A 21,317-nucleotide genomic window follows, 5' to 3' on the forward strand; every position below is an offset into this window, starting at 1 on the left:
ATAGAGGGAGATTTAAGATATTCTTTTTCCTAACTCCCTGACTTGAAAGCAATTGCTTTCTTGGTCTTTGAAAACTAAATGAAAATTATCTGGGTAAAACATTGAATTGAGAGGGAACATAAACGTAAAAAGGCATAAGGACATGAAAAAGAATAAAACTGTTGTAGTACTTAAGAGGAATCAGAGCTATGAGTTAACAGCGTCAAGAAAGAAACAGAAGTAAAACTTTAGACTCATGAGTCTGAAATGGGCAACTGCTAAAAAAATATCTACGATTTAAGAAAGAGGTATGGAAAATCTGTAGCTATTTGAGAATAGGGTAATCCGCATCGCATGGGATAAAGAAAATCGGTATTTTCAATTACTGATGTTGTGGAGATTCTATCCGAAAGTAAAGATGCCGGAGCTTATCGGCAAAAATTAAACAACAACTAAAGGGCAGAGGGAACCATACCGTGACAATTTGTCATCGTGTCACGTTTGTGTCACATTGTCAGCGTGAATAATCATAGCGCTTCTATTTTTAGAATTCCTAAATCATTATAATTATGACATAAGAATACTTTTATAGATGGTGAAGGAGAAAGAAATGAGAAGCAAATCCATGAAAGCAAAGGCAATGCTGTCAGCATTGGCTGCCATAGGCCTGTTATTTATAAGTATAATAGCGCCTGTAACTGTTTTGGCAGAAGACAATATTTCAGTATCTACAGTGGGTGCTCTGCAGCAGGCTGTAGGGCAAGCGGAGGATAACCAAACGATTGTACTTTCGGATGACTTTGTGTTTGCGGATACTGTCATTAATATGCCTGATAAAAATGTGGTTATTGATGGCAGAGGGTTAATCTGGAATATGGGTACTTTTACTGTTTCCGGGAACGGGAGTGGAAGTTTGACGATAAAGGATTTTAAATTTGATGGAAGTAATATTACAGGCACCTGTTTAACGAACAAAGCAGGAGATGGAACCCTGTTAATCAATCATACAGAAATTTTTAATGCGTCAACAGGAGCTATAGGCATCGCTGCAACAGGAAATGCAAAAACGGTTATTTCGTATACTAAAATTTATAATAATGAATCAAATAATATTGGTACAGCGATTAATGTAAGTGGAAATAACACTACGCCGATTGAAATAAACAATGCAACAATCGAAAATAATATTGGCAATGGAGCTGGGTATGAATGTGGTGCAATCGCCGGAAAATTTTACAGTGGTGATCTTCGAATAAGCAATACGGTTTTTAGGAATAATGTTAATAACTGTGCGAATTCAGGCGTTACAGGCGGAGGCGGCGGAGCCATTTCTTTTCACTATCTTCGTGGAAACATATCGATCGATGAATCCTATTTCCAAGGGAATAAAACCAATGGTACTGAAGCGTCAGCAGCAAGTACTTATGACGGCGGCGCCATTTATATTTTTGATGGGCGGGACGGCGCAACCTTTACAATCGATCAATCTACTTTTGATAGCAATTTAGCTTATGATGACGGTGGTGCTTTGCTTATCCAGGGGACAGGCAATCCTGGTTTGACGACGGCAATTACGAATTCTACATTTTACAATAATAGAGCCTATGGTTTAAACGGGGGTAATCGAAGCGGCGGAGCGATTCAGTTTTTTAAAAATGGCGGTTCCAGTAAAATGACTAATACGGTTACTGGCTGTACTTTTGTGGGAAATCAGTCAGGAAACGAAAAGACTACAGTAGAACAAAGAGGTGGAGCAATTGGCCTTTCAGGTGCAGGATTATTTGCAACAGCTGCTGTAACGAACAAGGACTGTTTGTTTTTTGAAAACAAAGTATATGACGGTACAGGGAAAATAAACAGTGCCAGTAATTATAAAGATGTTTCAAGCACCAGCACGCTTCAAGAAGGCGCATCCAATGTATTGAATGCGGATAAAGGTGCGGAGCCAAAGTATACAACAAAAATGATTCTTGGTGTTGATACACCTCTCTTGACAGATAATTTATCTCAAATAGTGGCAGGTGTAGATGGAGAAGTCATAAAAACCATACCAATTAAGCCAGAAGGGATTGCGGATAATACCAATACGAGTTCAGATTTACCGATTGAAGATCAACGAAACTTTGATCGGTATAAGGATAACGGCGCTGTGGAAATGTCCTGGGCAAAATATAACGCAAATAGCGGAGAATGGAAAAATTTGCCGGATATGGTCTATCAGGGAGCTGAATATTATGAAAAGGATAGTAAAGGTGCCGTCGAAAATTATTTTATGATACGCTATAAAGCTGGAACCGTCACACCACCTGAAAATCCGGTTAGAGATAATTATATTTTTGAAGGATGGAAAAATAAAGAGACTGGAATGATGCAGAAGGAGTGGCCTTTTGTATTAGATGACAATATAACCTTTGAAGCGCAATGGACGCCTGTTGAATATACGGTGACCTTTGACTCGCAGGGCGGCTCAGCGGTGGCCCCGCTTACCAATGTCGCTTCCGGCGCGCGGATAACTGAACCGGAAGAGCCAACCTGGGAAGGCCAGATTTTTGGCGGCTGGTATAAAGAGGCTGAAACGATAACGCCGTGGGATTTTGCGGCCGACACGGTGACCGGGAATGTGACGCTGTACGCCAAATGGACTCCGGTACCCCGCTATACGGTGACCTTTGACTCGCAGGGCGGCTCAGCAGTGGCCCCACTTACCAATGTCGCTTCCGGCGCGCGGATAACCGAACCGGAAGAGCCAACCTGGGAAGGGCAGATTTTTGGCGGCTGGTATAAAGAGGCTGAAACGATAACGCCGTGGGATTTTGCGGCCGATACGGTGACCGGGAATGTGACGCTGTACGCCAAATGGACTCCGGTACCCCGTTACACGGTGACCTTTGACTCGCAGGGCGGCTCAGCGGTGGCCCCGCTTACCAATGTCGCTTCCGGCGCGCGGATAACCGAACCGGAAGAGCCAACCTGGGAAGGCCAGATTTTTGGCGGCTGGTATAAAGAGGCTGAAACGATAACGCCGTGGGGTTTTGCGGCCGACACGGTGACCGGGAATGTGACGCTGTACGCCAAATGGACTCCGGTACCCCGTTACACGGTGACCTTTGACTCGCAGGGCGGCTCAGCAGTGGCCCCGCTTACCAATGTCGCTTCCGGCACGCGGATAAGTGAACCAGAAGAGCCGAATTACGAGGGATGGTTTTTTGAAGGCTGGTATAAAGAGGCTGAAACGACAACGCCGTGGAATTTTGCGGCCGATACGGTGACCGGGAATGTGACGCTGTACGCCAAATGGTCAAAGATTTTGAGTTATACAGTGACCTTTGATTCCCAGGGAGGTTCACCAGTGCCTCCAATTACTGGTATTGGGCCGGGTAGTGCTATTACTGAGCCAGAAAATCCAACTTATGAAAACTTTATATTTAAAGGTTGGTATAAGGAGGCGGAATGTTTGACTCCGTGGGATTTTAACCAAGATACAATCAATAATAATATCACCCTATATGCAAATTGGCAGCCCGTTGTTCTAAACCTATATACAGTAACTTTTGATTCGCAGGGGGGGTCCTCCGTTGACCCTATTCAAAATGTTAATGCTGGATCGACCATTCTTGAACCTGAAGCACCAAAGATGGAAGGATTCGTGTTTAATGGATGGCACAAAGAGCCCGAATGCATAAATCCCTGGGATTTTGATAGTCATACCGTAAATGAAAACACCACTCTGTATGCAAAATGGTATGCAATTTCGATTCCAGAAACTTATACAGTAATCTTCGATTCGCAGGGGGGATCGAATGTCGAAGCAATTAAAGGTATTCCAGCTGGTGCGACAATTAACATGCCGGCAGAACCTGTACGAACCGGGTATAAATTTGGCGGATGGTTTCTTGAGGCAGAAGCATTGGTAGCCTGGAATTTTGATGCAGACCGAGTCAATGGAAATATGACCCTATATGCGAAATGGATTGCTGATTCAACGAATAATTCAAATGAAGATGTAAATGAAAAGATGGAAATGGACAACAAGCTTACCGGCTCACCTGCTACAGGTATTTTTTCAGAAACTTCTATGTGGGTTATTGTTCTTGTTATCATAGCTTCTGGGGTGGTTCTTGCTATCAAAGTCAGAAAATAACAATAATTTGTAAACTAACAGCAGGATCCTTATTTAAGCAAACTATGTGGATAGGAGAAAAACATTTACCGAAAACGAAGTAAGCTTAAAAACAAGAGGAGAAAATCTTACAGCCCTTGGAGACTTCCAATGGGCTGTTCATTTTTAATATTTCGGCGGTGAAAATTTTGTCTTTGATATAGATTATATGCTTGGTTTGTATCTTATTTAGAATAGTGGCAAACTGCCATTTACCTCGTTATTCCAATGAAATTCCATAAACATACTTGATAAACACAGTTGGAATGATGCGTTAAAAGCGTATAGTGAAATCATAAACTCTAAAATATTTTTATAACATAATTTTTACGAGTATTTCTGCTTTGTTCAAAAATTTGCGATAATCAGCAGAGGTTTATTCACCACTTATTTACGTTAAATTTTTTTGCTATGTTGACAGCTTTTATTGCCATTGTTGGCAGTAGTATTATTATGCCTTTCTATCTTCAGAATGTGAGAGACTTTAACCCTGGTATGGCTGGACTTTTGCTGGTGGACTTACTTGTATGGCAATGCTTGGGGTCGCCACACCGATCGTGATAATTGTTATGTATCTCGCTATACTTGCGTTCGGCAGTGGACTTTTCAGTCGCCAAACAATTTGTTGGTAATGGGGAGCGTTTTAAGAGAAGAACTGGGATTAGTTGGTAGTTTGGCTGGGTTGATAAAAAATATGAAGAAAGTAGATGAAGACTACCTTATACAGTATTCGTTTTGTCGGCGGCGCAATTATGTTTGCCAAAAATCAGAGAAATGAAGTATACATTGTCTTTGTATTATTTAAATGATGAAATGGTTTTGAAATTGGAAAATAATGACAAAAGCCCTGAAACATCTTGTTCCAAGGCTTTTATCATTAAGTCTGACACTGATCAGACAGTGTTTTATCTTTGTAGTTTAATGGTAATAAAAAATCATAAAAAGGTCAAAACATAGAGAGTATTCCTCATATTGTAGTAAAAACAGATTTTAAAGTTCAAAGAACTTTAAAACAAAGGGTCAGAGCGCCAGGAACATCCTTAAAGGTATCAATACCAAAATCTTTGTAAGCTACCGCATTGATTTCCTTGAAACCGAGTCGCAAAATCTGTTTGAGGGAGCGGCTGCTGGTACATTCGGAAATAGCAGTTTCAAAACCAATGGCAACAGCACGATTCAGAAGGTTTTGGGTCAAAGAGATGGACAGACTGTGCCCTGTATAATTAGAATGAACACCAGCGTACATGACGGTAAAACATTTTTGAGGATTATAGCCTTCAAAGTTTTCCAGTGGTTTTAAAAGAATATCAAATACATGACTGGTATCGGCCATAGCGTCGAGAAGACGTGGGTTCAGCCTGGACACCACCGATGGGTCATTTGTGATATCTTCCCGGAAAGAACTGGCAAAACCGGCAATTTTGTTTGTGTTTGTATCAACCGCCAGACAGGTAAGCGCGTCCTTGATGGATTCAGGAAAAATAACCCGGCAGTAATCCATGGCTTCATTTTCCGTTAACTGTAGATGAGCGGTCATAGGATCGCGGTGAATAAAGGTCTCAATAAACAGATGGCCCAGTTCCTCCAGATCCTTCATTTGTGCGGGGCGGTATATAAAATTCATGTGTTTCTCCTTAAAGTTTAATGCTTAACATTGTAATATCATCCGCCTGAGGAGCGGATGCGGCAAAGGCGTCAATATCGGCCTTGATAGCAGCCAGCAGGGATTTTGAAGTAAGGCTTTTGGCTGCATTGATCGTTTGGGTTAGGCGGGCCTCGCCGTAAAAGTTGCCTTCAGAATTTTGGGCTTCGGTAACACCGTCTGTGTACAAAAATAAACTGGCTCCAGGTGCTAACTGGCAGGAATATTCGCTATAGCTTTGATTTCCCATAACAGCTAGCACTAAATCTGGAGGTGTGTCGAGCCAGATGTAATCAGAATCAGCGGCAGGGCGTATAAGCGGTGGGTTATGGCCTGCGTTTACATAGCATAGTTTATGGGTGTTCAGATCCAAAATACCGGTGAAAACAGTTACGAACATACCGCCGTAGTCATTTTGACAGAAGTAGTCATTAGACATTTCCAAAGCCTTTGCGAGGGAAACGCCGCTGGTAATGATGAACTTGAGCACAGTTTTAGATAAAGCCATAAAGAGCGCCGCGGGAATACCTTTTCCAGAAACATCGGCGATGGTCATCGCCAGGTGGTGGTCGTCAAGGTAGTAAAAATCGTAATAATCACCACCAATTTGAATGGCTGGATTCATGGTGGCAAAAAGATCCAGATCTTTTGGAAAATCTGTTGGCAGCATACTACGCTGGACATTTTCTGCAGTTTGCATTTCGCTTAAAAGCCACTGTTTTTGTTTTTCGGTCTCTACTTGTTGTTGAATCGTGGCGATCAAGCTGCTCCCCATTTTGTCCAGCTGTTTGGACAAGCCTTCAATTTCATCACCGGTATGAATATTTAGATTAGACAGCGCGTGTTTTTGGGGCGAGGCGGAAAATAAATCCGTTTTTTTAAATTGTTCGGCAGCATTAGTCATCTTTAAAAGGGGACGAGTAACGCTTTTTCGCATATAGAAAAAGAAAAGCAAAGTAGTTACAAGCATCAGTGGCAAGGCAACAATGAGGATAGAGCCCACGAAAGCAAGCCGCTGGTAGCGGTAGCCGCTTCCTTGGATCACCAAGCCTACAAGGCCCACAGCGTTACCTGTGTGGTCGGTAAGAGGAATGCAAAGGCTGGGGTATTTTGCGCCAGATTCGAGGGTGGCTTCTGGTCCAAGAGATAGTGATTCGGCTTCGTCTGCGATATAAGTCTCGCTTTCAAAATTGGCCTTGGGTATGGCAGTCAGGTAGTCAGCTAAAGCTTCTTTTGAGACTGAGAAATCAGAGTCCTGAAGCCAGTGCAGCTGTCCCTCGACAAAAGTAAAAACAGCGCTGTCAGGCACACCGATGACATGAGTTAGATTAGTTAGCTTTTGAATTTCATTTTGGTAATCGGGGTTGCTTTCTGGCAGAGCCAGTGAGGCAGCGTCAACATCGTCCAGGGCTTTTAATGAAATGCTCTGGACAATGGTGAGGTAATTCGATTCCACTTGTTTTTTATATGTTCTAAAGGCAATCCATACGATCAGGGTACACAAGAGAGCAGATAAAGCCAGCATGATCGCGAGGATACGCATTTCCAATTTTTTCTTCAAAATTTTGATCCTTTCGATATTTTTAAAGCTGTTCGCAGCTGCTGATACAGTAATCTGGAAGGGCTTGGTATTCGGTAAAGGTGTAATCATGGCGATCAACCTGCTGTTTTATCTGAATGGGTACGGTCAGCGTTATTTCAAAATGATTAAGAGGAAGCTGAAATCCCAGCCCCACAGCCTTCATAAAGCTTTCTTTTAAGGTCCAGAGCCGGTAAAAGCCCAGTGTACGCTGGGCTTCGGGCAAAGCCATAAGGTAGGCGTATTCACTCTTGAAAAAGTATTGCCGGGCGATGTCAAGCGGAACGGGGCTGATTTTTTCAATGTCTACACCAAGCGGTGTGTCACCCACGCCCAGGATTGCGAAAGCCTCAGAGTGGGCGATGTTAAAATGAAAGTCAGGATGTTCTATGAGCCTGGGCTTCTTACATTCAGAGGTATCAAATTCCACAGTGACAGGGTTAATCCCACTTTCCCGAAGCGCCTGATTGAGCAGAAGCCCTGCTCCAAGACTCAAAGCTCTGTCTTTGACGAGGCGGTAGCTTTGCGCTTTTTTTGCCCGTGACTCCGGCAGTTCCTTAATGCGTGTTTCAAAAATATCCAAATTTCTTAAAGGTTCGGTATTTATGGTATAAAGCTTCATACTTCAAAGAAGCCCAGGGCTTCAAGCTCCTGAATCGCCCGTTTGATATAATCATTGTCGGTGATAGGCCATTTTTGGTAAAGACGGCACAGCACCTCAGAGGTAAAGCAATTGTTACAGTCAATGGGAATCTGGACATTTTCTGTGTCACTGCTCAGATAGGCAATGAGACCAGCCACCTTATCGGCTTTATCAGGATCGGCCATGGCCTGGCGAAGAGCAGCTTCATAGGTAGCGGCATCTGTGACTTTAATGTCAAAGCCGCACTGGTTCATGACCTCCACCACATCGGACATAAAGACTGTGTGGTTGTTGTAAGGGTGAAAAACCGTAAAAACATCACCGGTTTCGGCAAGAGCCAAAATGGTTTGGGCGGTGATATCAATGGGTGAAAATTCCACCGGCAGATTCATACTCTCAACCGGGTATTGGTGCAGGGTGGCGTAGCCCTTAAGCTGGCGCATGAAGCCATTTGTAATAAAATTTATCTGGAACTCGCCATCAGCTGCGCGACTCATGAGATTGCCTACCCTCATTATTTTGGCTCGAAGACCTTTCGTTGAAGCCTCAAGAACAGCCTGTTCAGCTAAAAACTTGCTTTCGATGTATTGATTGGTGATGGTCTGACCAAAATAAAGATCATTTTCCATGATTTTTCGATCACTGGGAATACTGTTGTTCAGGCTGTCGCCGGCAATACTGACCGTTGAAATTTGGATGAGCTTGCGCCTTGTTTTTTCACAGAGATTGATGAGGTGTTTGACACCTTCAGTGTTAATGCGTTTTAAGCTGTCGTCTGCAGCGAAATGCTTAACGCTGGCCGCGCAGTTAATCAGGACAGAAAAGGGAACGTTGCTAAGAGTATTAACTTGGTCAGCGTCGGTGATGTCTCCTTCAATAAGGAATAGTCGTGTACCGAATACTTCATCAAAGGTATCATCAAAGTAGTACATAAGCATGGTACGCATGCGTTCTTCTAAACTGTCAGCTTCTCCCTTGCGAATGAGGCACCATACTTTGCCGGTATATTCTGTCAGAAAAGCTTGGAGTACATGGATGCCCAAAAAGCCTGTTGCACCAGTAATGAGAATATCACCTAAAGGTTCTCTGTTAAGCAACGAAAGATTGGCAATGGTATTCTTTTCTAAAAGATTGCCGATAGCGTGATAGTCATAATCTGTAATAGGGTCAGTTTCGACAACGGCAGTGGCTGCATTATTTCCGTTTTCTGAGAAGGCAGCCAGAGTCCGAGGGGTGGAATGTTTAAATATATCCTGATAAACAAAGTCAATCCCTCGATTGGCGGCCAGCATGGCAAGACGGGAGGCGCTGAGAGAGGTGCCGCCAATTTCGAAAAAATCATCTGTGGCGCCAACCTTGTCACATTTAAGGATTTCGGCCATCATACTGCAGATGATCGCCTCAGTTTCATTTTTCGGTGCAATGTATTCATGCTCAGCGGCGCTATAAGTAATCTCAGGCAAAGCCTTCTTGTTGATTTTACCGTTAGAAGTCAAAGGCATTTCATCCAGCTGTACAAGAACGCCAGGCACCATGTAATGGGTCAGGGTACTCTTTAAATGGGTAGTAAGATTATTAATGTTAACGGCGTGATCTGCAGTAAAAAACCCGCAGAGAAATTGGCTGTCATCCTTTCCGCGAACCTGAACAATACTGGATTTAATCCCTTCGTAGCTGTTGATGGCAGCCTCAACCTCATCCAGTTCAACCCGGAGCCCCCTCAGCTTGACTTGATTGTCGAGACGCCCAAAGAAGGGAAGTTTGCCATCGGTATCCCATGCGGCTAAATCGCCGGAGTGATAGGCCTTCAGGCTGTCAATGCGGAAAAAGCTTTTTTCTGTGAGATCTGGGCGCCCTACGTAACCGCGACCAACACCATCACCGGCAATAATCAGTTCGCCGGGAACACCTATGGGCATTTCCTGACCATAACGATTATAAATATAGCATTTGATATTGCTCATAGGGCGGCCGATCGTCACATTTTCACCAGTCATTTCAATAAAAGTACAGCCGATTGTGGTTTCAGACGGGCCGTAACCGTTATAAATGTGGGCTTCCGGACTGGCAGTCCTCAGTTTGTCGTAAAGAGACAATGGGAAGTTTTCCGCACCTACGTTAAAGCTACGGATCTGGGACAACGCTTCCGCCATTGCTGGAATATCTACAATGTTGCTAAGGTAGGATGGCGTTGCTGTGAAGGTATCTACTTTGTTTTCAATAAGCAAATCACGCATGGCCAGCGGATTATGAATTTCATTTTCATTGGCCATGCACACCGTGATCCCCTGGGTTAGTGGAACATACTCCTCAAGAATTGATACATCAAAAGTCAGAGCAGCAAAAGACAGAGAAACTGTGCTATGATTAATGTAGGACATAATCTCTGGATTTTTAGGATTAGCGTGACAGTAGTGGCGCAGATTGCGGTGCTCAATCATGACGCCTTTGGGCGTGCCTGTGGAACCAGAGGTATAAATGCAGTAGCATAAATTTGAGGGCTTAATGTCAACCTGTGGAAAACGGGTGTCATCTTCCTCAAGCAATTCCTCAATACATAGTAAGGTACAGGCGGTATTTTCACAGACTGCCTGTCGTTTTTCGGCAAGAGCTTTTGTGGTAATGAGGAATTTAGCATGGCTGTCCTCAAGGGTAAAACGGATACGGTCATCAGGATATTCAGGATCTGTACACAGAAAAGCTCCGCCAGATTTTAAGATACCCTGTCGCGCCATGTAAGCATATTTGGTGCGGGTGAGAAGAATAGCTACAATGTCTTCTGGCTGGATGCCTAGCTTAATAAGGGCGTTGGCAATGCGGTTGGTGGCATCATTCAGTTCTTTGAAAGTTAAGTGTTCACCACAGCTGATGAGGGCTGTTTTATCTGGATTGGCATCGGCCACAGCTTGCAGCTGTTCTGGAATAAGAGGGGTATCGATGGGTATTTTAGTGTCATTAAACACCGCGATTTTTTTTCTATCCTCATCGCTGATCAGACAAATATCATTGAAGGTTTCGGCAGTCAGCAAGCTTTTACAAACTTCTTCATAGGTCTTCAAAAAGCGGGATATTGTTATACCGTCATACAGATCATGGCGGTACTCTGCTTTTACAGTATATCCTGTATCGGTGTCATAGATATCCACTGAAAGAGGCGCTTTGGTTTCAGAAAGAGCCAATGGAACAATGGGAACACTTTCGGAATCCAGAGTAAAGATGTTGAAGTCACTACCCTGATAGGCAAAAAGAATATCTGCTGAAACACCAAGCTCCCGACTGATTTCTCCAAAGGAATAAATATCATGCTCCATGAGTTCGAACAGATGTTTCTTAACAGTGTTGAGGTAACCGTCAACAGTATTGGACGCTTCCAGATTACAATAAACCGGCATAGTTTTGACCAGCATACCGACTAGTTCTGTGGTGCGGGAGTCACTGCGGCCATTGTAGATGGTGCAAAAGGCAGACTCTGTCTGGTTTTTAAATTGAGCTAGGATGAAGCCAAAGGCACCGGTAAAAAAGACATTTGGAGTAATTTGATGTTTAGCGCAGTAAGCTTGAACTTCTGTCCTTAAAAGGGTGCTCATATCAATATCGAAGGCAGCGGTCTCCGGTGTACTGTTTTCCGGTTTGTCATAATCCAAGCGCGCGTTTGTTTCCATGGCGCCGAAAATGCTGTGATAAAAGTCCCGGGCCTCGGTATAGGAAGAACTTTCCCGTTCCTGTTTTTCATCCAGAGCTAAATCAAAGGAGCTGTACGATTCGCCAGTTGGGTTTTGTCCAGTGTAAACCCGATTGATTTCCTGAAGCAGCACCATGGCGGAGGTTCCGTCAAAGATCAGATGGTGTACATCAATGAAAAGGCTGATATTTTCTTCGGTTTCGATAATCTCCGAACGGTAGAGACCGCGTTCAAAATTAAAGGGTTTTACCAGATGCCTGCTGTAATCATCAAGTTCTGAAGCCTTCATCCGAGTACGTTTTACCAAGGCAGGGTCGCGGTCCCGGCGCTTCAGTAAAATATCTTCACCCGTAATCTGAAGACGGGTTTTAAGATAAGGATGCGCGTTGATGGCATGGGTTAGCGCCTCACCTAACCGATCTGCGTCAATTGCCCTTGAGAAGGTGCAGAACAGCGGGATGTTGTAGACACAGGAATCTGGATTTTTCAAGCATTCCAGATAAATACCCATCTGCGTTTGGGTGAGAGGATAGGCTTCAAGCTCTTTATGAGCCTTTTGACTGGACTGTATGTTTTTGGCGATGTCAATATAGGTTTCCAGTTTTGTGACTGTATTGTATTTTTTAAAATCCTGGGTGTTCATTTTAAGACCAAAGGTATTGGAGAACAAAACGCCAAGCTTGACTGCGCCGATGGAGGTGAGGCCTGCATCGTAAATATCTGTGTTAATCCCAAATCCAGAATCGCCGATGACCTCTGCCAAAATGGAGTGAATTTTTTCCTGCATGGGGGTCTGAGGCTGGACGATATCGTCAAAGGTACGAACTGGCTTGGGCAAGGCTTTTTTATCAACCTTTAAATTCGGGTTCAAAGGGATAGCGTCAATCTGCATGGTTACTGCGGGGATCATATAGGCTGGCTTTTCAGCTGAGATAAAGGCGTTGAGATCCTCAATGTCGATGGATTCGTCAGAGACGATGTAGGCAACCACATATTTTCCGCCATTTTCTTCGTCACAGGTAGTGAGTGTGGCATCTTTGATACCCGGGTATTCCCTTATTCTCTGTTCGATTTCAGTCAGCTCAATTCGAAAACCACGGATTTTAACCTGACCATCCTCCCGGCCAACAAAGAGAATACGGCCATCCTCGAGCCATTTGACCACATCTCCGGTACGATACATACGACTGTAAGCGGGGTCATCATCAAAGGGATTTTGAATAAACTTTTCCTCTGACAGTTCTTTGCGGCCCAGATAACCTCTGGAGACAGGTGCTCCGGCGATGCATAGCTCACCCGGCACACCAATGGGCACCCTGCGGAGTTCAGCGTCCACAACATAAAGCTTGGTGTTGTCTATAGGACCACCAATGGGAACAGACTTTTCATAAAGGTGGTCAACAAGGCTTGCGGTTGACAGAATGGTGCACTCGGTGGGACCATAGACATTGTGGAGAGAATAGGCCTCTGGTGGCTTACAAGGAACCAGAGCTTCACCGCCAACACTTAGATTGCGCAGGCTGGTTTCTTCAATACAGGTGACAAACTGGCGGCCGACCTGTGTAGTTATGAACACATTGGTAATGCTATTCTCTACAAAATAGTCATTAAGGGCCAGCAAGTCGAGTCGAATTTCTTCAGGGATGATATACATGGAGGCACCACGTGTAAGGGCTGGCCAGGTGTCCATCATAGATGCGTCAAAGCCAAAGCTGGCATAGGCGGCTACCCGATCCTTTTCTGTGAGATTATAATAACGGTGGTACCAGTGACAGAAATTGACAATGTTTTTTTGGGTGAGCATACACCCTTTGGGAGTGCCGGTGGAGCCAGAGGTATATAGGAGTATGAACAGATCCTCAGGCGTTGGTCCTTTGGGCAGGGGGGAATCCGCGGACAGTTTAGGAATATCCTGGATAAACAGCGTATCTCCTTGGTAATTCGGTACCTTTTTGAGAAGATTGACATCTGCAATAAGAAGCTTTACGCTGGCGTCAGCCATCATAAATGAAAGTCTTTCCTCAGGATAGTCAGGATCAAGGGGCTGGTAGGCACAGCCAGCCTTTAATACTCCCAATGAAGCGATGGACATATACTCACACCGGGGGATGAGGATGGACACTATGTCTCCGGCACCAAGGTTTTTGGCCGCGATGACACGGGCAAGGTTGTCAGAAAGACGGTCGACCTCGCCATAGGTGTAATATCGGTCTTTAAAGACGACGCACGTGGATTCGGGAGTCTTCTGAGCTTGCGCTCTAAAAAGATCTACCAGGGTTTTTGTGATGTCATATGTGACTTCAGTGTTGTTAAAGCTGTCGAGGCGGGCAATTTCATCGGCATCGGCAATAATGGAGCTATCTTCTATCGGTAAAAGAGCGTTGGTGTCGATGGCAATATCCTTAAATGGCCAGTCGGTATGATCTGCCAGGTTTTCGATTAAAGACGTCAGGGCTTCGCCCATTTTTGTGATGTCTTCTTCAGTATAGCAAGCGGTTTGATACTCTAAGGCAAAACACTTAAAGGTATCGTGTCCCAAGACATCTGGGTTGATACGGATGGTAAGGGCGCGGTCACAGTATTCTGCGGCAATGGTTTTTGTGAGGTGACTGTCTGGATTATTGGAGTTTGCCACAATCGAGACAGAGGAAACGCTTTCTAAATCAATACCTGAAGCTGTCATATCCTGTACTAGAAGATCATATGGGTATTTGCTGTGGGACAACGCTTCTTTAAAGGTATTTTTGGTCTTTTTAAGCAAAGATGTAAAGGTATCCTCTGCTTCAAAGGTTAGCTTCAAGGGTACAAGGCTCACAAACATACCCGTGGTTTCAGAGAAACTTTCAAGATGTCGGCGGCCGCTTTCGCCGAGGTTTATCAGAATGCCGTTCTTATGGTTTCGTTTAGCGAGAAAAAGGCTTGCGGCGGTCAGGGCAAAAAGAAATGGTGAGATATGCTCGTCTTGAGACGCGGAAAAGGCCTGTATTTTATTTTTAAGGATCTCGGGAAGATTGAAGCGTTTGTAACCTAGCGTAAAGTCAGAGCTGCTTTGTGGCTCACAGTCAAAATCAGCAGTATTTTTGAGCGTGGATAACCAATAGTTTTTATCTGCTTCAAAGGCTTTGGATTTCAGGTAATCCGCTTCGCAGACCGCATATTCCTCATAAGGACGGTCATTTAGTCCCTTACTGCTGCCGCTGTGATACTGGCTCCAGACCTTTTGAGCGAACAGATCCAGACCGGTACCGTCGCATAACGCGTGATGAAAGGACATACGCAAGAAGATGCCTGCCTGTGTATGTGCAATAAGAAAATGATAAAGCGCAGTATTCTCCAGACTGCTAAAATGATGAATAGAAATATCGCAGTCTCCGCATTCTTCGATTTCAACGTCAGTGATCTCCCGGTAAAAGCTCAGTTCGCCGTTATCCTCCATATGGAATCGGAGGAAAAAATTAGGTGTTTCAGCCATGGCAGACTGTACAGCAGCTTTAATGCGCTCTGTATCACCCTCTGGAAAGAGCATGGTTCCTACAAAGTTGTAGCTGCCTGGGACATTATTGATTAGCTCGGTATATAAAATACGTTTTTGTGGGTGTGTGATGGTGTATTGTTTTGTCATGTTAGCCTCTTTTCTATGATAATCTGGTTTTGTTTATTGTTATATTCATATTTCAATTTGTCTGCCAGGGATTTGATTATAAAAATGCCAAGCCCACCAACAGGCCGTTCTTCAATGGATTCCGAAAGTTTAGGGTCATCGCAGTCAAGAGGGTTAAATGGCCTGCCGGTATCCGAAAGGTTAAGCCTCAGAATAGCGCCGTCATCAAGTAATTCGAGGGACAGAGTAATCTTCCCCGGTATCTCATCATAAGCGTAATTGACAATATTAACCGTAAGCTCCTCCACAATAATCAAAATATCATATTGTTTTTCTGGACTGATGCCGGTCTTTGAAAGCCAAGTTTCAGTAAAAGATAAAAGCGTTTGCAGTCCCGAAGATGTAGCAGTGACATTACAGCGGTCCATTGTTTTAATCCACACAAAAAATGCTGTCGAGTTTTGTCATTTTTAGTACAGACAGGACGCTATTGTTTAAATTTTGAAGTTTCATGCTTCCCTTTTTTGCAGCCATTTTTTTGTGAAGGCTCAGCATAGCCCGGATACCTGCACTGGAAACATAGTCAATTTTTTCTAAATTTAAAATTAAAGTATCTATATTGTCAATAGCTCCTGAAAGTTCCCGTTCCAGTTGTGGGCCGCTGATGGTGTCAATTCTCCCTTCAAGGGCTACGTATAAGGTGTTTTCTTTTGCAGTGGTTGTTATGGTCATTATAAAGCCTCCGTTTCAAATGTAGATATTCTTAAAGACATTTTATCATCATCAGTTATTGATGGGCAAGGAAATATTAAAAGTTTGATAAAATCTTGATAAGTTCACAAACTTTCTGACAGTTAATGACTTCAATATGACATCCGAAAGACAGCCCTCTTGCATGTTTCATTCAAAAGAAATACAATAGGGCTACAGACAGATGTTGTACAATAAAATAATCTTATGACAAAAGAAGCAGCAAAGGAGAATGAAAACAGATGAAACGAATTTTTTTGATTGAGGACGATCAGGCCATCGCGAAAAATCTGATGCTTTTACTCCAATCGGAGGGGTTTATTGTCACTCATGCCGCCACCCGGAAGGAAGCCACCGATACGCTCGTCGACAATAAATTTGATTTGGCGCTCATTGACATATCCCTGCCGGATGGGAACGGCTTTACCGTTTGTACAGAGGTCAAAGAAGTTCAGAACATTCCTGTGATTTTTCTGACAGCCTCCGGTGATGAGGCGAGTGTTGTTACCGGGCTGAATATGGGTGCGGACGACTATATTACAAAGCCCTTCCGCCCCCGTGAGCTGATTGCGCGGATCGGGACTGCTCTGCGAAAAAGCGGGCGTTCTGCAGCGACCTTTGAAGTGTGTGGACTCCAGGTCGATACAGCGAGTGGTGTGGTGAAGAAAGATGGCAGCGAAGTTTTTCTTTCAGCTTTAGAGTATCGGCTGCTGTTGATGTTTGTGAACAATCCTAAAAGCATTATTACAAGAGACCGGTTGCTGGATGAACTGTGGGATGCGGCGGGTGAGTTTGTCAATGACAATACTTTAACTGTATATATCAAACGTCTGCGGGAAAAGATAGAGGATGATCCTGGGAAACCGAAAATTATCCGGACTGTCCGTGGGACAGGCTATCGTCTGGGGGACGGCCATGCTCCGGAATAAAGAATTTAAGCAGTTTGCGGTTTTGTTTTTGCTGATGGCCGCTGTTTTTACCGTCCTGGGATTTGCCATCGACCGTGCGGCTGGAGTACTGGCATTTGTGTCTGCCGCCGTTTTTGGCACTGCCTTTTACACGCACACCAGAGCCCGATATAGAAGCATTGCGAAAATTTCCGATCAAATTGATCTTGTGCTTCACAATTATGATCGTCTGGATATTGACGAATTGGATGAGGGTGAGCTCTCTATTCTGTACAGTGAAGTAAAAAAAATGACACTGCGTATTCGTGAGCAAAACGATGCGCTGAAAAGGGAAAAAACACATTTGGCCGACTCGCTGGCAGATATTGCCCATCAGCTCCGCACGCCGCTCACATCCGTGAACCTTCTTTTGTCACTGCTTTCAAACACTTCGGATGAAAATGAACGGAAAGTCTATGTGCGGGAGGCTGAGGAACTGCTCATGCGCATGGACTGGCTGATCACATCCCTTTTAAAATTATCCCGTCTGGATGCGGGCGTCGTGGTATTCCAGAGCGAGCCGATTGACGCAGAAAGTCTGGTATACACTGCGCTGCGCCCACTTCAAATTCCAATGGAACTGCACGCTGTCGCAGTACAGCTTGATGTGCCAAAGGGCGTGAGGATTCGAGGCGATGCCGGCTGGCTTTCAGAGGCCATTCAAAACATTCTCAAAAACTGTATGGAAAGCGTGGGTGAAAATGGGAGTATTGAGATTGTATGCACCGATAATCCGCTGTTTACCGAGATCGCCGTCCATGACAGCGGTCCAGGATTTAAAAAAGAGGATATACCGTGCCTGTTTGACCGGTTTTACCGGGGAAAAAGCACAAAAGCGTCGGGCTATGGCATTGGTCTGGCACTCTGTAAGATGATTATAACAGGGCAGGGAGGATCCATCACAGCCAGAAATCACCCTGCGGGCGGTGCGGTCTTTACCCTTCGTTTTCCAAAGTGACAGATCTCTCACCTGAAAGTCACGGGGATGTCAGAGAGAAGCTTTATTATATGGGTATACCAAGAGAAAGGAGGCTCACATAATGGAGCTACTAAGAATTGAAAATCTATGCAAGGTCTACGGTACAGCAGAAAACCAGGTTACAGCCCTCGACCATGTTTCACTTACAATCGAAAAGGGAGACTTTACCGCAATTATCGGGTCATCCGGTTCAGGTAAATCCACCTTGCTTCATATGATTGGCGGTGTGGACGTGCCCACCAGCGGAAAGGTATTCCTGGACGGGCAGGATGTATACGCCCAAAGCAATGATAAGCTGGCAATCTTTAGAAGACGACAGGTCGGGCTCATCTATCAGTTCCACAACCTTATTCCCACACTCAATGTGGTGGAAAACATCACCCTGCCGGTTTTGATGGACAAGCGGAAGGTTAACCAGAAAAGATTGAACAACCTGCTGTCACTGCTTGGTCTGAAAGACCGCCAGACACATTTGCCCAATCAGCTTTCAGGCGGCCAGCAGCAGCGTGTTTCCATTGGCCGCGCTCTGATGAACGCCCCGGCGGTCATGCTGGCCGATGAGCCTACAGGCAGTCTGGACAGCCGGAATGGCCATGAAATTGTCAATTTGTTAAAGCTGAGCAATAAAAAATATGGGCAGACCCTTATCCTCGTCACCCATGATGAAAATATCGCCCTTCAAGCAGACCGCATTATCGGCATATCTGATGGCAGGGTTGTGCGGGATGAAAGGGTGCGGCCATGAACATTTTTAACAAAGTCACACTGCAGAGCCTGAAAAAGAGCCGCACGCGGACAATTGTAACGATTATCGGAGTGGTTTTATCTGCTGCCATGATCACGGCAGTCGCGACCTTTGCTGTTTCTCTGCAAAATTATCTGGTAAACAGCTCAGCAGTGAAATACGGCAGCTGGCATGTCGAATTTCTGGATGTGGACTCCGCATTTGTTCAGGAGCGAAGCCAGGATAAGGGGGTTAAAAACACCGCGGCCATTGAAAACATTGGCTACGCAGTGTTAAGTGATGGTGAAAATCCAGATAAGCCTTATCTCTTTGTAACAGGCTTTGATGAAAAAGCCTTTGAAGATCTGCCCATCAACATGATTTCCGGTAGGCTGCCGCAAAACAGCAGCGAGGTTCTTATCCCAGCACATCTCTCGGCCAATGGCGGTATCAACTACGCTGTGGGAGATACGATTTCCCTTTCAATCGGAGACCGTGTGGACGGAAACGGAAAGCTCACGCAGCACATTCCGTACAATGCAGAAGCCGAAGAAACACTGGTGCCAAAGGCAGAGAAAACCTACACAGTTGTTGGAATCTGTGAAAGGCTCAGCTTTGAGGAAGCCACGTCGCCAGGCTATACCCTGATCACGGCGGCGGACCCTGCCGATCAGGCGGACAGCTTTAACGTCTTTGTCACCCTTGATAACCCGCGGGAGGTTCAGCGCTACGCAAAGGATAAAGCCGGCGGCTACAGCACCATTTTTAACGATTATGTGCTGCGTTTTATGGGGCTATCGGATGATACGCTGTTTAACACATTATTGTATTCCGTTGGCAGTATTCTGGTTGTTCTGATTATGTTGGGCTCGGTTTTTCTGATCTACAACGCCTTTAACATCTCGCTGAATGAGCGTACACGCCAGTTTGGCATACTCGCATCTGTGGGAGCCACATCAAAGCAGCTGCGGGATTCTGTGCTGTTCGAGGGGGTCTGTATCGGTGCGGTTGGAATACCCATCGGCCTGGCTGTAGGCATTGGAAGCATCACCCTTGTGATTTCCCTCATCGCCGGCAATTTCAAAAATATTCTCTCAACCGATGTGCCTCTGCTCCTGACAATATCAGTACCGGCCCTTATCGCCTCAGCGGTGATCAGCATGATCACGATTTTAATTTCGGCTTATATTCCAGCGCGGAAGGCCGCAAGAAGACCTGTGCTGGAGAGCATACGCCAAACAAACGAGGTCAGAATTGAATCTAAGGCTGTGAAAACCTCCGGCTTTGCGCAGCGTGCTTACGGTCTGGAGGGAATGCTTGCCCTGAAAAATTTCAAGAGAAATAAAAAGCGCTATCGCAGTATTGTGCTGTCTCTTACCCTGAGTGTGGTGCTGTTTGTGTCAGCAAATGCCTTTGGAGAAACCCTCAAGCAGGCCGCCAGGCAGTCTGTTGTCGATTCGGATTATGACATCTGTTTTACCACGCAGAATATGGATGAAAGCGACCTGTTCCGGCTCTATGACAAATTGAAAGCGGTGGACGGGGTCTATGAAAGCTCATATCAGGCAGTATCAACCTATTCCTGCGCCGCCAGAGCCAGTGATTTTTCGGAACGCCACCGCGAAGCCCTTGGTCTGACTTCCCCAGACGAAACAGTCGATTTGCCACTGGATATCCAGTTTGTTGAGGATCGCGTTTATCTGGAATTTATCAAAGACCTGGGATTGCCTGCAGACGAATATACTGGACAGAACGCAAAAATGACCGCTGTTGCCAAGGCAAAGGGTGAGAGCGAACAAGCGGGTAAGAGCTCGCTGTACAATCTATTTGACCACTCATCCATGAATTTCACTGTCATGCCCGGATCAGGTGATGGAACACCGGAAGGGTCAGGCAAGGCTGTGAGCCTGACCTTTGTCGATACCATACCGGTTGACACACTCCCAAGACAATCCTCCAGTGTAAAAGATGCTACCTTTATGATTGTCGCGCCTTATCAGCTGAAAAGTAGTTTTGAGCCAGGGGGTGACGCCGTAACAGGCCTGACTTTCCGGTCAGAAAACTCTGCGCAGTCGGTGGCTGAGATGAAAAAAATGATCCAGAGTGAGGGGATTACCTCAAATTATAACCTCTACAATGCGAACGAAATATTTGAGCAAAACCGCAATATCGTATTTGTTGTGGATGTGTTCACCTATGTTTTTGTCTTTATGATTTCGCTGATCGCCACAGCCAATGTGTTCAACACGATCTCTACAAATATTAAGCTTCGCAAACGGGAATTTGCCATGCTGCGTTCTGTGGGAATGTCTGATCGAGATTTCAATAAAATGATGAATTTCGAGTGTGCCTTTTTTGGCATGAAGACACTGCTGTTTGGTGTACCGATAGCGGTACTGTTCTCGTGGCTGATCGATAAGGGCATGGTCGCAGGCGGCGCAGAGATTGGCTTTATATTCCCATGGGCCAGTCTCATTATCAGTGTACTCGGCGTGTTTTTTCTGGTGTTCATCACAATGCTGTATGCGACACGAAGTATAAAAAAAGAAAATATCATCGACGCCCTTCGGGACGATATGACCTGATAAAAAGAAAAAAAGAAAAATGATAAAATAAGCAGCTTTGAGAGCCG

Annotated in this window: 11 protein-coding genes; 5 read left to right on the forward strand and 6 right to left on the reverse strand. The window is 44.9% G+C overall.

What is annotated here, in order from left to right:
• Positions 1-589: 589 nt before the first annotated feature.
• Positions 590-4,120: an InlB B-repeat-containing protein gene (locus FYJ53_RS05055; RefSeq protein ID WP_195840235.1), complete on the forward strand. Its 3,531-nt coding sequence runs from the start codon at positions 590-592 to the stop codon at positions 4,118-4,120.
• A gap of 1,015 nt (positions 4,121-5,135) precedes the next feature.
• Here FYJ53_RS05055 and FYJ53_RS05060 read toward each other — a convergent pair.
• From FYJ53_RS05060 to FYJ53_RS05085, 6 genes are read right to left on the reverse strand one after another with little or no spacing between them, the layout of a single operon-like run.
• Complete coding sequence (locus FYJ53_RS05060; protein ID WP_154557055.1) at positions 5,136-5,762, reverse strand: hypothetical protein; 627 nt, start codon at positions 5,760-5,762, stop codon at positions 5,136-5,138.
• 10 nt (positions 5,763-5,772) lie between these two features.
• On the reverse strand, positions 5,773-7,431 hold the full coding sequence (locus FYJ53_RS05065) for a SpoIIE family protein phosphatase (protein ID WP_154557056.1): 1,659 nt from the start codon (positions 7,429-7,431) through the stop codon (positions 5,773-5,775).
• On the reverse strand, positions 7,364-7,981 hold the full coding sequence (locus FYJ53_RS05070; protein ID WP_154557057.1) for a 4'-phosphopantetheinyl transferase superfamily protein: 618 nt from the start codon (positions 7,979-7,981) through the stop codon (positions 7,364-7,366). The genes FYJ53_RS05065 and FYJ53_RS05070 overlap by 68 nt, the downstream gene beginning before the upstream one ends.
• Complete coding sequence (locus FYJ53_RS05075) at positions 7,978-15,306, reverse strand: non-ribosomal peptide synthetase (RefSeq protein WP_154557058.1); 7,329 nt, start codon at positions 15,304-15,306, stop codon at positions 7,978-7,980. Before FYJ53_RS05075 ends, FYJ53_RS05070 begins: the two co-directional genes overlap by 4 nt.
• Complete coding sequence (locus FYJ53_RS05080; RefSeq protein ID WP_154557059.1) at positions 15,303-15,713, reverse strand: ATP-binding protein; 411 nt, start codon at positions 15,711-15,713, stop codon at positions 15,303-15,305. The genes FYJ53_RS05075 and FYJ53_RS05080 overlap by 4 nt, the downstream gene beginning before the upstream one ends.
• A 4-nt stretch (positions 15,714-15,717) precedes the next feature.
• Positions 15,718-16,017 carry an STAS domain-containing protein gene (locus tag FYJ53_RS05085; protein WP_013381666.1) on the reverse strand — a complete coding sequence of 100 codons (300 nt, stop codon included), beginning with the start codon at positions 16,015-16,017 and terminating at the stop codon, positions 15,718-15,720.
• 260 nt (positions 16,018-16,277) lie between these two features.
• Between FYJ53_RS05085 and FYJ53_RS05090 the strand changes: the two genes are divergently transcribed.
• The 4 genes from FYJ53_RS05090 (at position 16,278) to FYJ53_RS05105 (ending at position 21,270) form a co-directional block, all read left to right on the forward strand.
• On the forward strand, positions 16,278-16,964 hold the full coding sequence (locus tag FYJ53_RS05090) for a response regulator transcription factor (RefSeq protein ID WP_013381665.1): 687 nt from the start codon (positions 16,278-16,280) through the stop codon (positions 16,962-16,964).
• Positions 16,951-17,940: a sensor histidine kinase KdpD gene (locus FYJ53_RS05095; protein WP_041689912.1), complete on the forward strand. Its 990-nt coding sequence runs from the start codon at positions 16,951-16,953 to the stop codon at positions 17,938-17,940. Before FYJ53_RS05090 ends, FYJ53_RS05095 begins: the two co-directional genes overlap by 14 nt.
• An 82-nt stretch (positions 17,941-18,022) precedes the next feature.
• Positions 18,023-18,706 (forward strand): ABC transporter ATP-binding protein, encoded by a 684-nt coding sequence (locus tag FYJ53_RS05100; RefSeq protein ID WP_013381663.1) that lies wholly within the window; start codon positions 18,023-18,025, stop codon positions 18,704-18,706.
• Positions 18,703-21,270: an ABC transporter permease gene (locus FYJ53_RS05105; RefSeq protein ID WP_154557060.1), complete on the forward strand. Its 2,568-nt coding sequence runs from the start codon at positions 18,703-18,705 to the stop codon at positions 21,268-21,270. Before FYJ53_RS05100 ends, FYJ53_RS05105 begins: the two co-directional genes overlap by 4 nt.
• The last annotated feature ends 47 nt before the right edge of the window (positions 21,271-21,317 follow it).

The organism is Eubacterium sp. BL-380-WT-2B (assembly GCF_009696115.1).
Lineage (GTDB): Bacteria > Bacillota > Clostridia > Eubacteriales > Eubacteriaceae > Eubacterium > Eubacterium callanderi.

Excerpts from the sequence above, each read along its gene's own strand:
- FYJ53_RS05055 (WP_195840235.1), top strand. The coding sequence starts at position 590 with ATGAGAAGCAAATCCATGAAAGCAAAGGCAATGCTGTCAGCATTGGCT.
- FYJ53_RS05060 (WP_154557055.1), bottom strand. The coding sequence starts at position 5,762 with ATGAATTTTATATACCGCCCCGCACAAATGAAGGATCTGGAGGAACTG.
- FYJ53_RS05065 (WP_154557056.1), bottom strand. The coding sequence starts at position 7,431 with ATGATTACACCTTTACCGAATACCAAGCCCTTCCAGATTACTGTATCA.
- FYJ53_RS05070 (WP_154557057.1), bottom strand. The coding sequence starts at position 7,981 with ATGAAGCTTTATACCATAAATACCGAACCTTTAAGAAATTTGGATATT.
- FYJ53_RS05075 (WP_154557058.1), bottom strand. The coding sequence starts at position 15,306 with ATGACAAAACAATACACCATCACACACCCACAAAAACGTATTTTATAT.
- FYJ53_RS05080 (WP_154557059.1), bottom strand. The coding sequence starts at position 15,713 with ATGGACCGCTGTAATGTCACTGCTACATCTTCGGGACTGCAAACGCTT.
- FYJ53_RS05085 (WP_013381666.1), bottom strand. The coding sequence starts at position 16,017 with ATGACCATAACAACCACTGCAAAAGAAAACACCTTATACGTAGCCCTT.
- FYJ53_RS05090 (WP_013381665.1), top strand. The coding sequence starts at position 16,278 with ATGAAACGAATTTTTTTGATTGAGGACGATCAGGCCATCGCGAAAAAT.
- FYJ53_RS05095 (WP_041689912.1), top strand. The coding sequence starts at position 16,951 with ATGCTCCGGAATAAAGAATTTAAGCAGTTTGCGGTTTTGTTTTTGCTG.
- FYJ53_RS05100 (WP_013381663.1), top strand. The coding sequence starts at position 18,023 with ATGGAGCTACTAAGAATTGAAAATCTATGCAAGGTCTACGGTACAGCA.
- FYJ53_RS05105 (WP_154557060.1), top strand. The coding sequence starts at position 18,703 with ATGAACATTTTTAACAAAGTCACACTGCAGAGCCTGAAAAAGAGCCGC.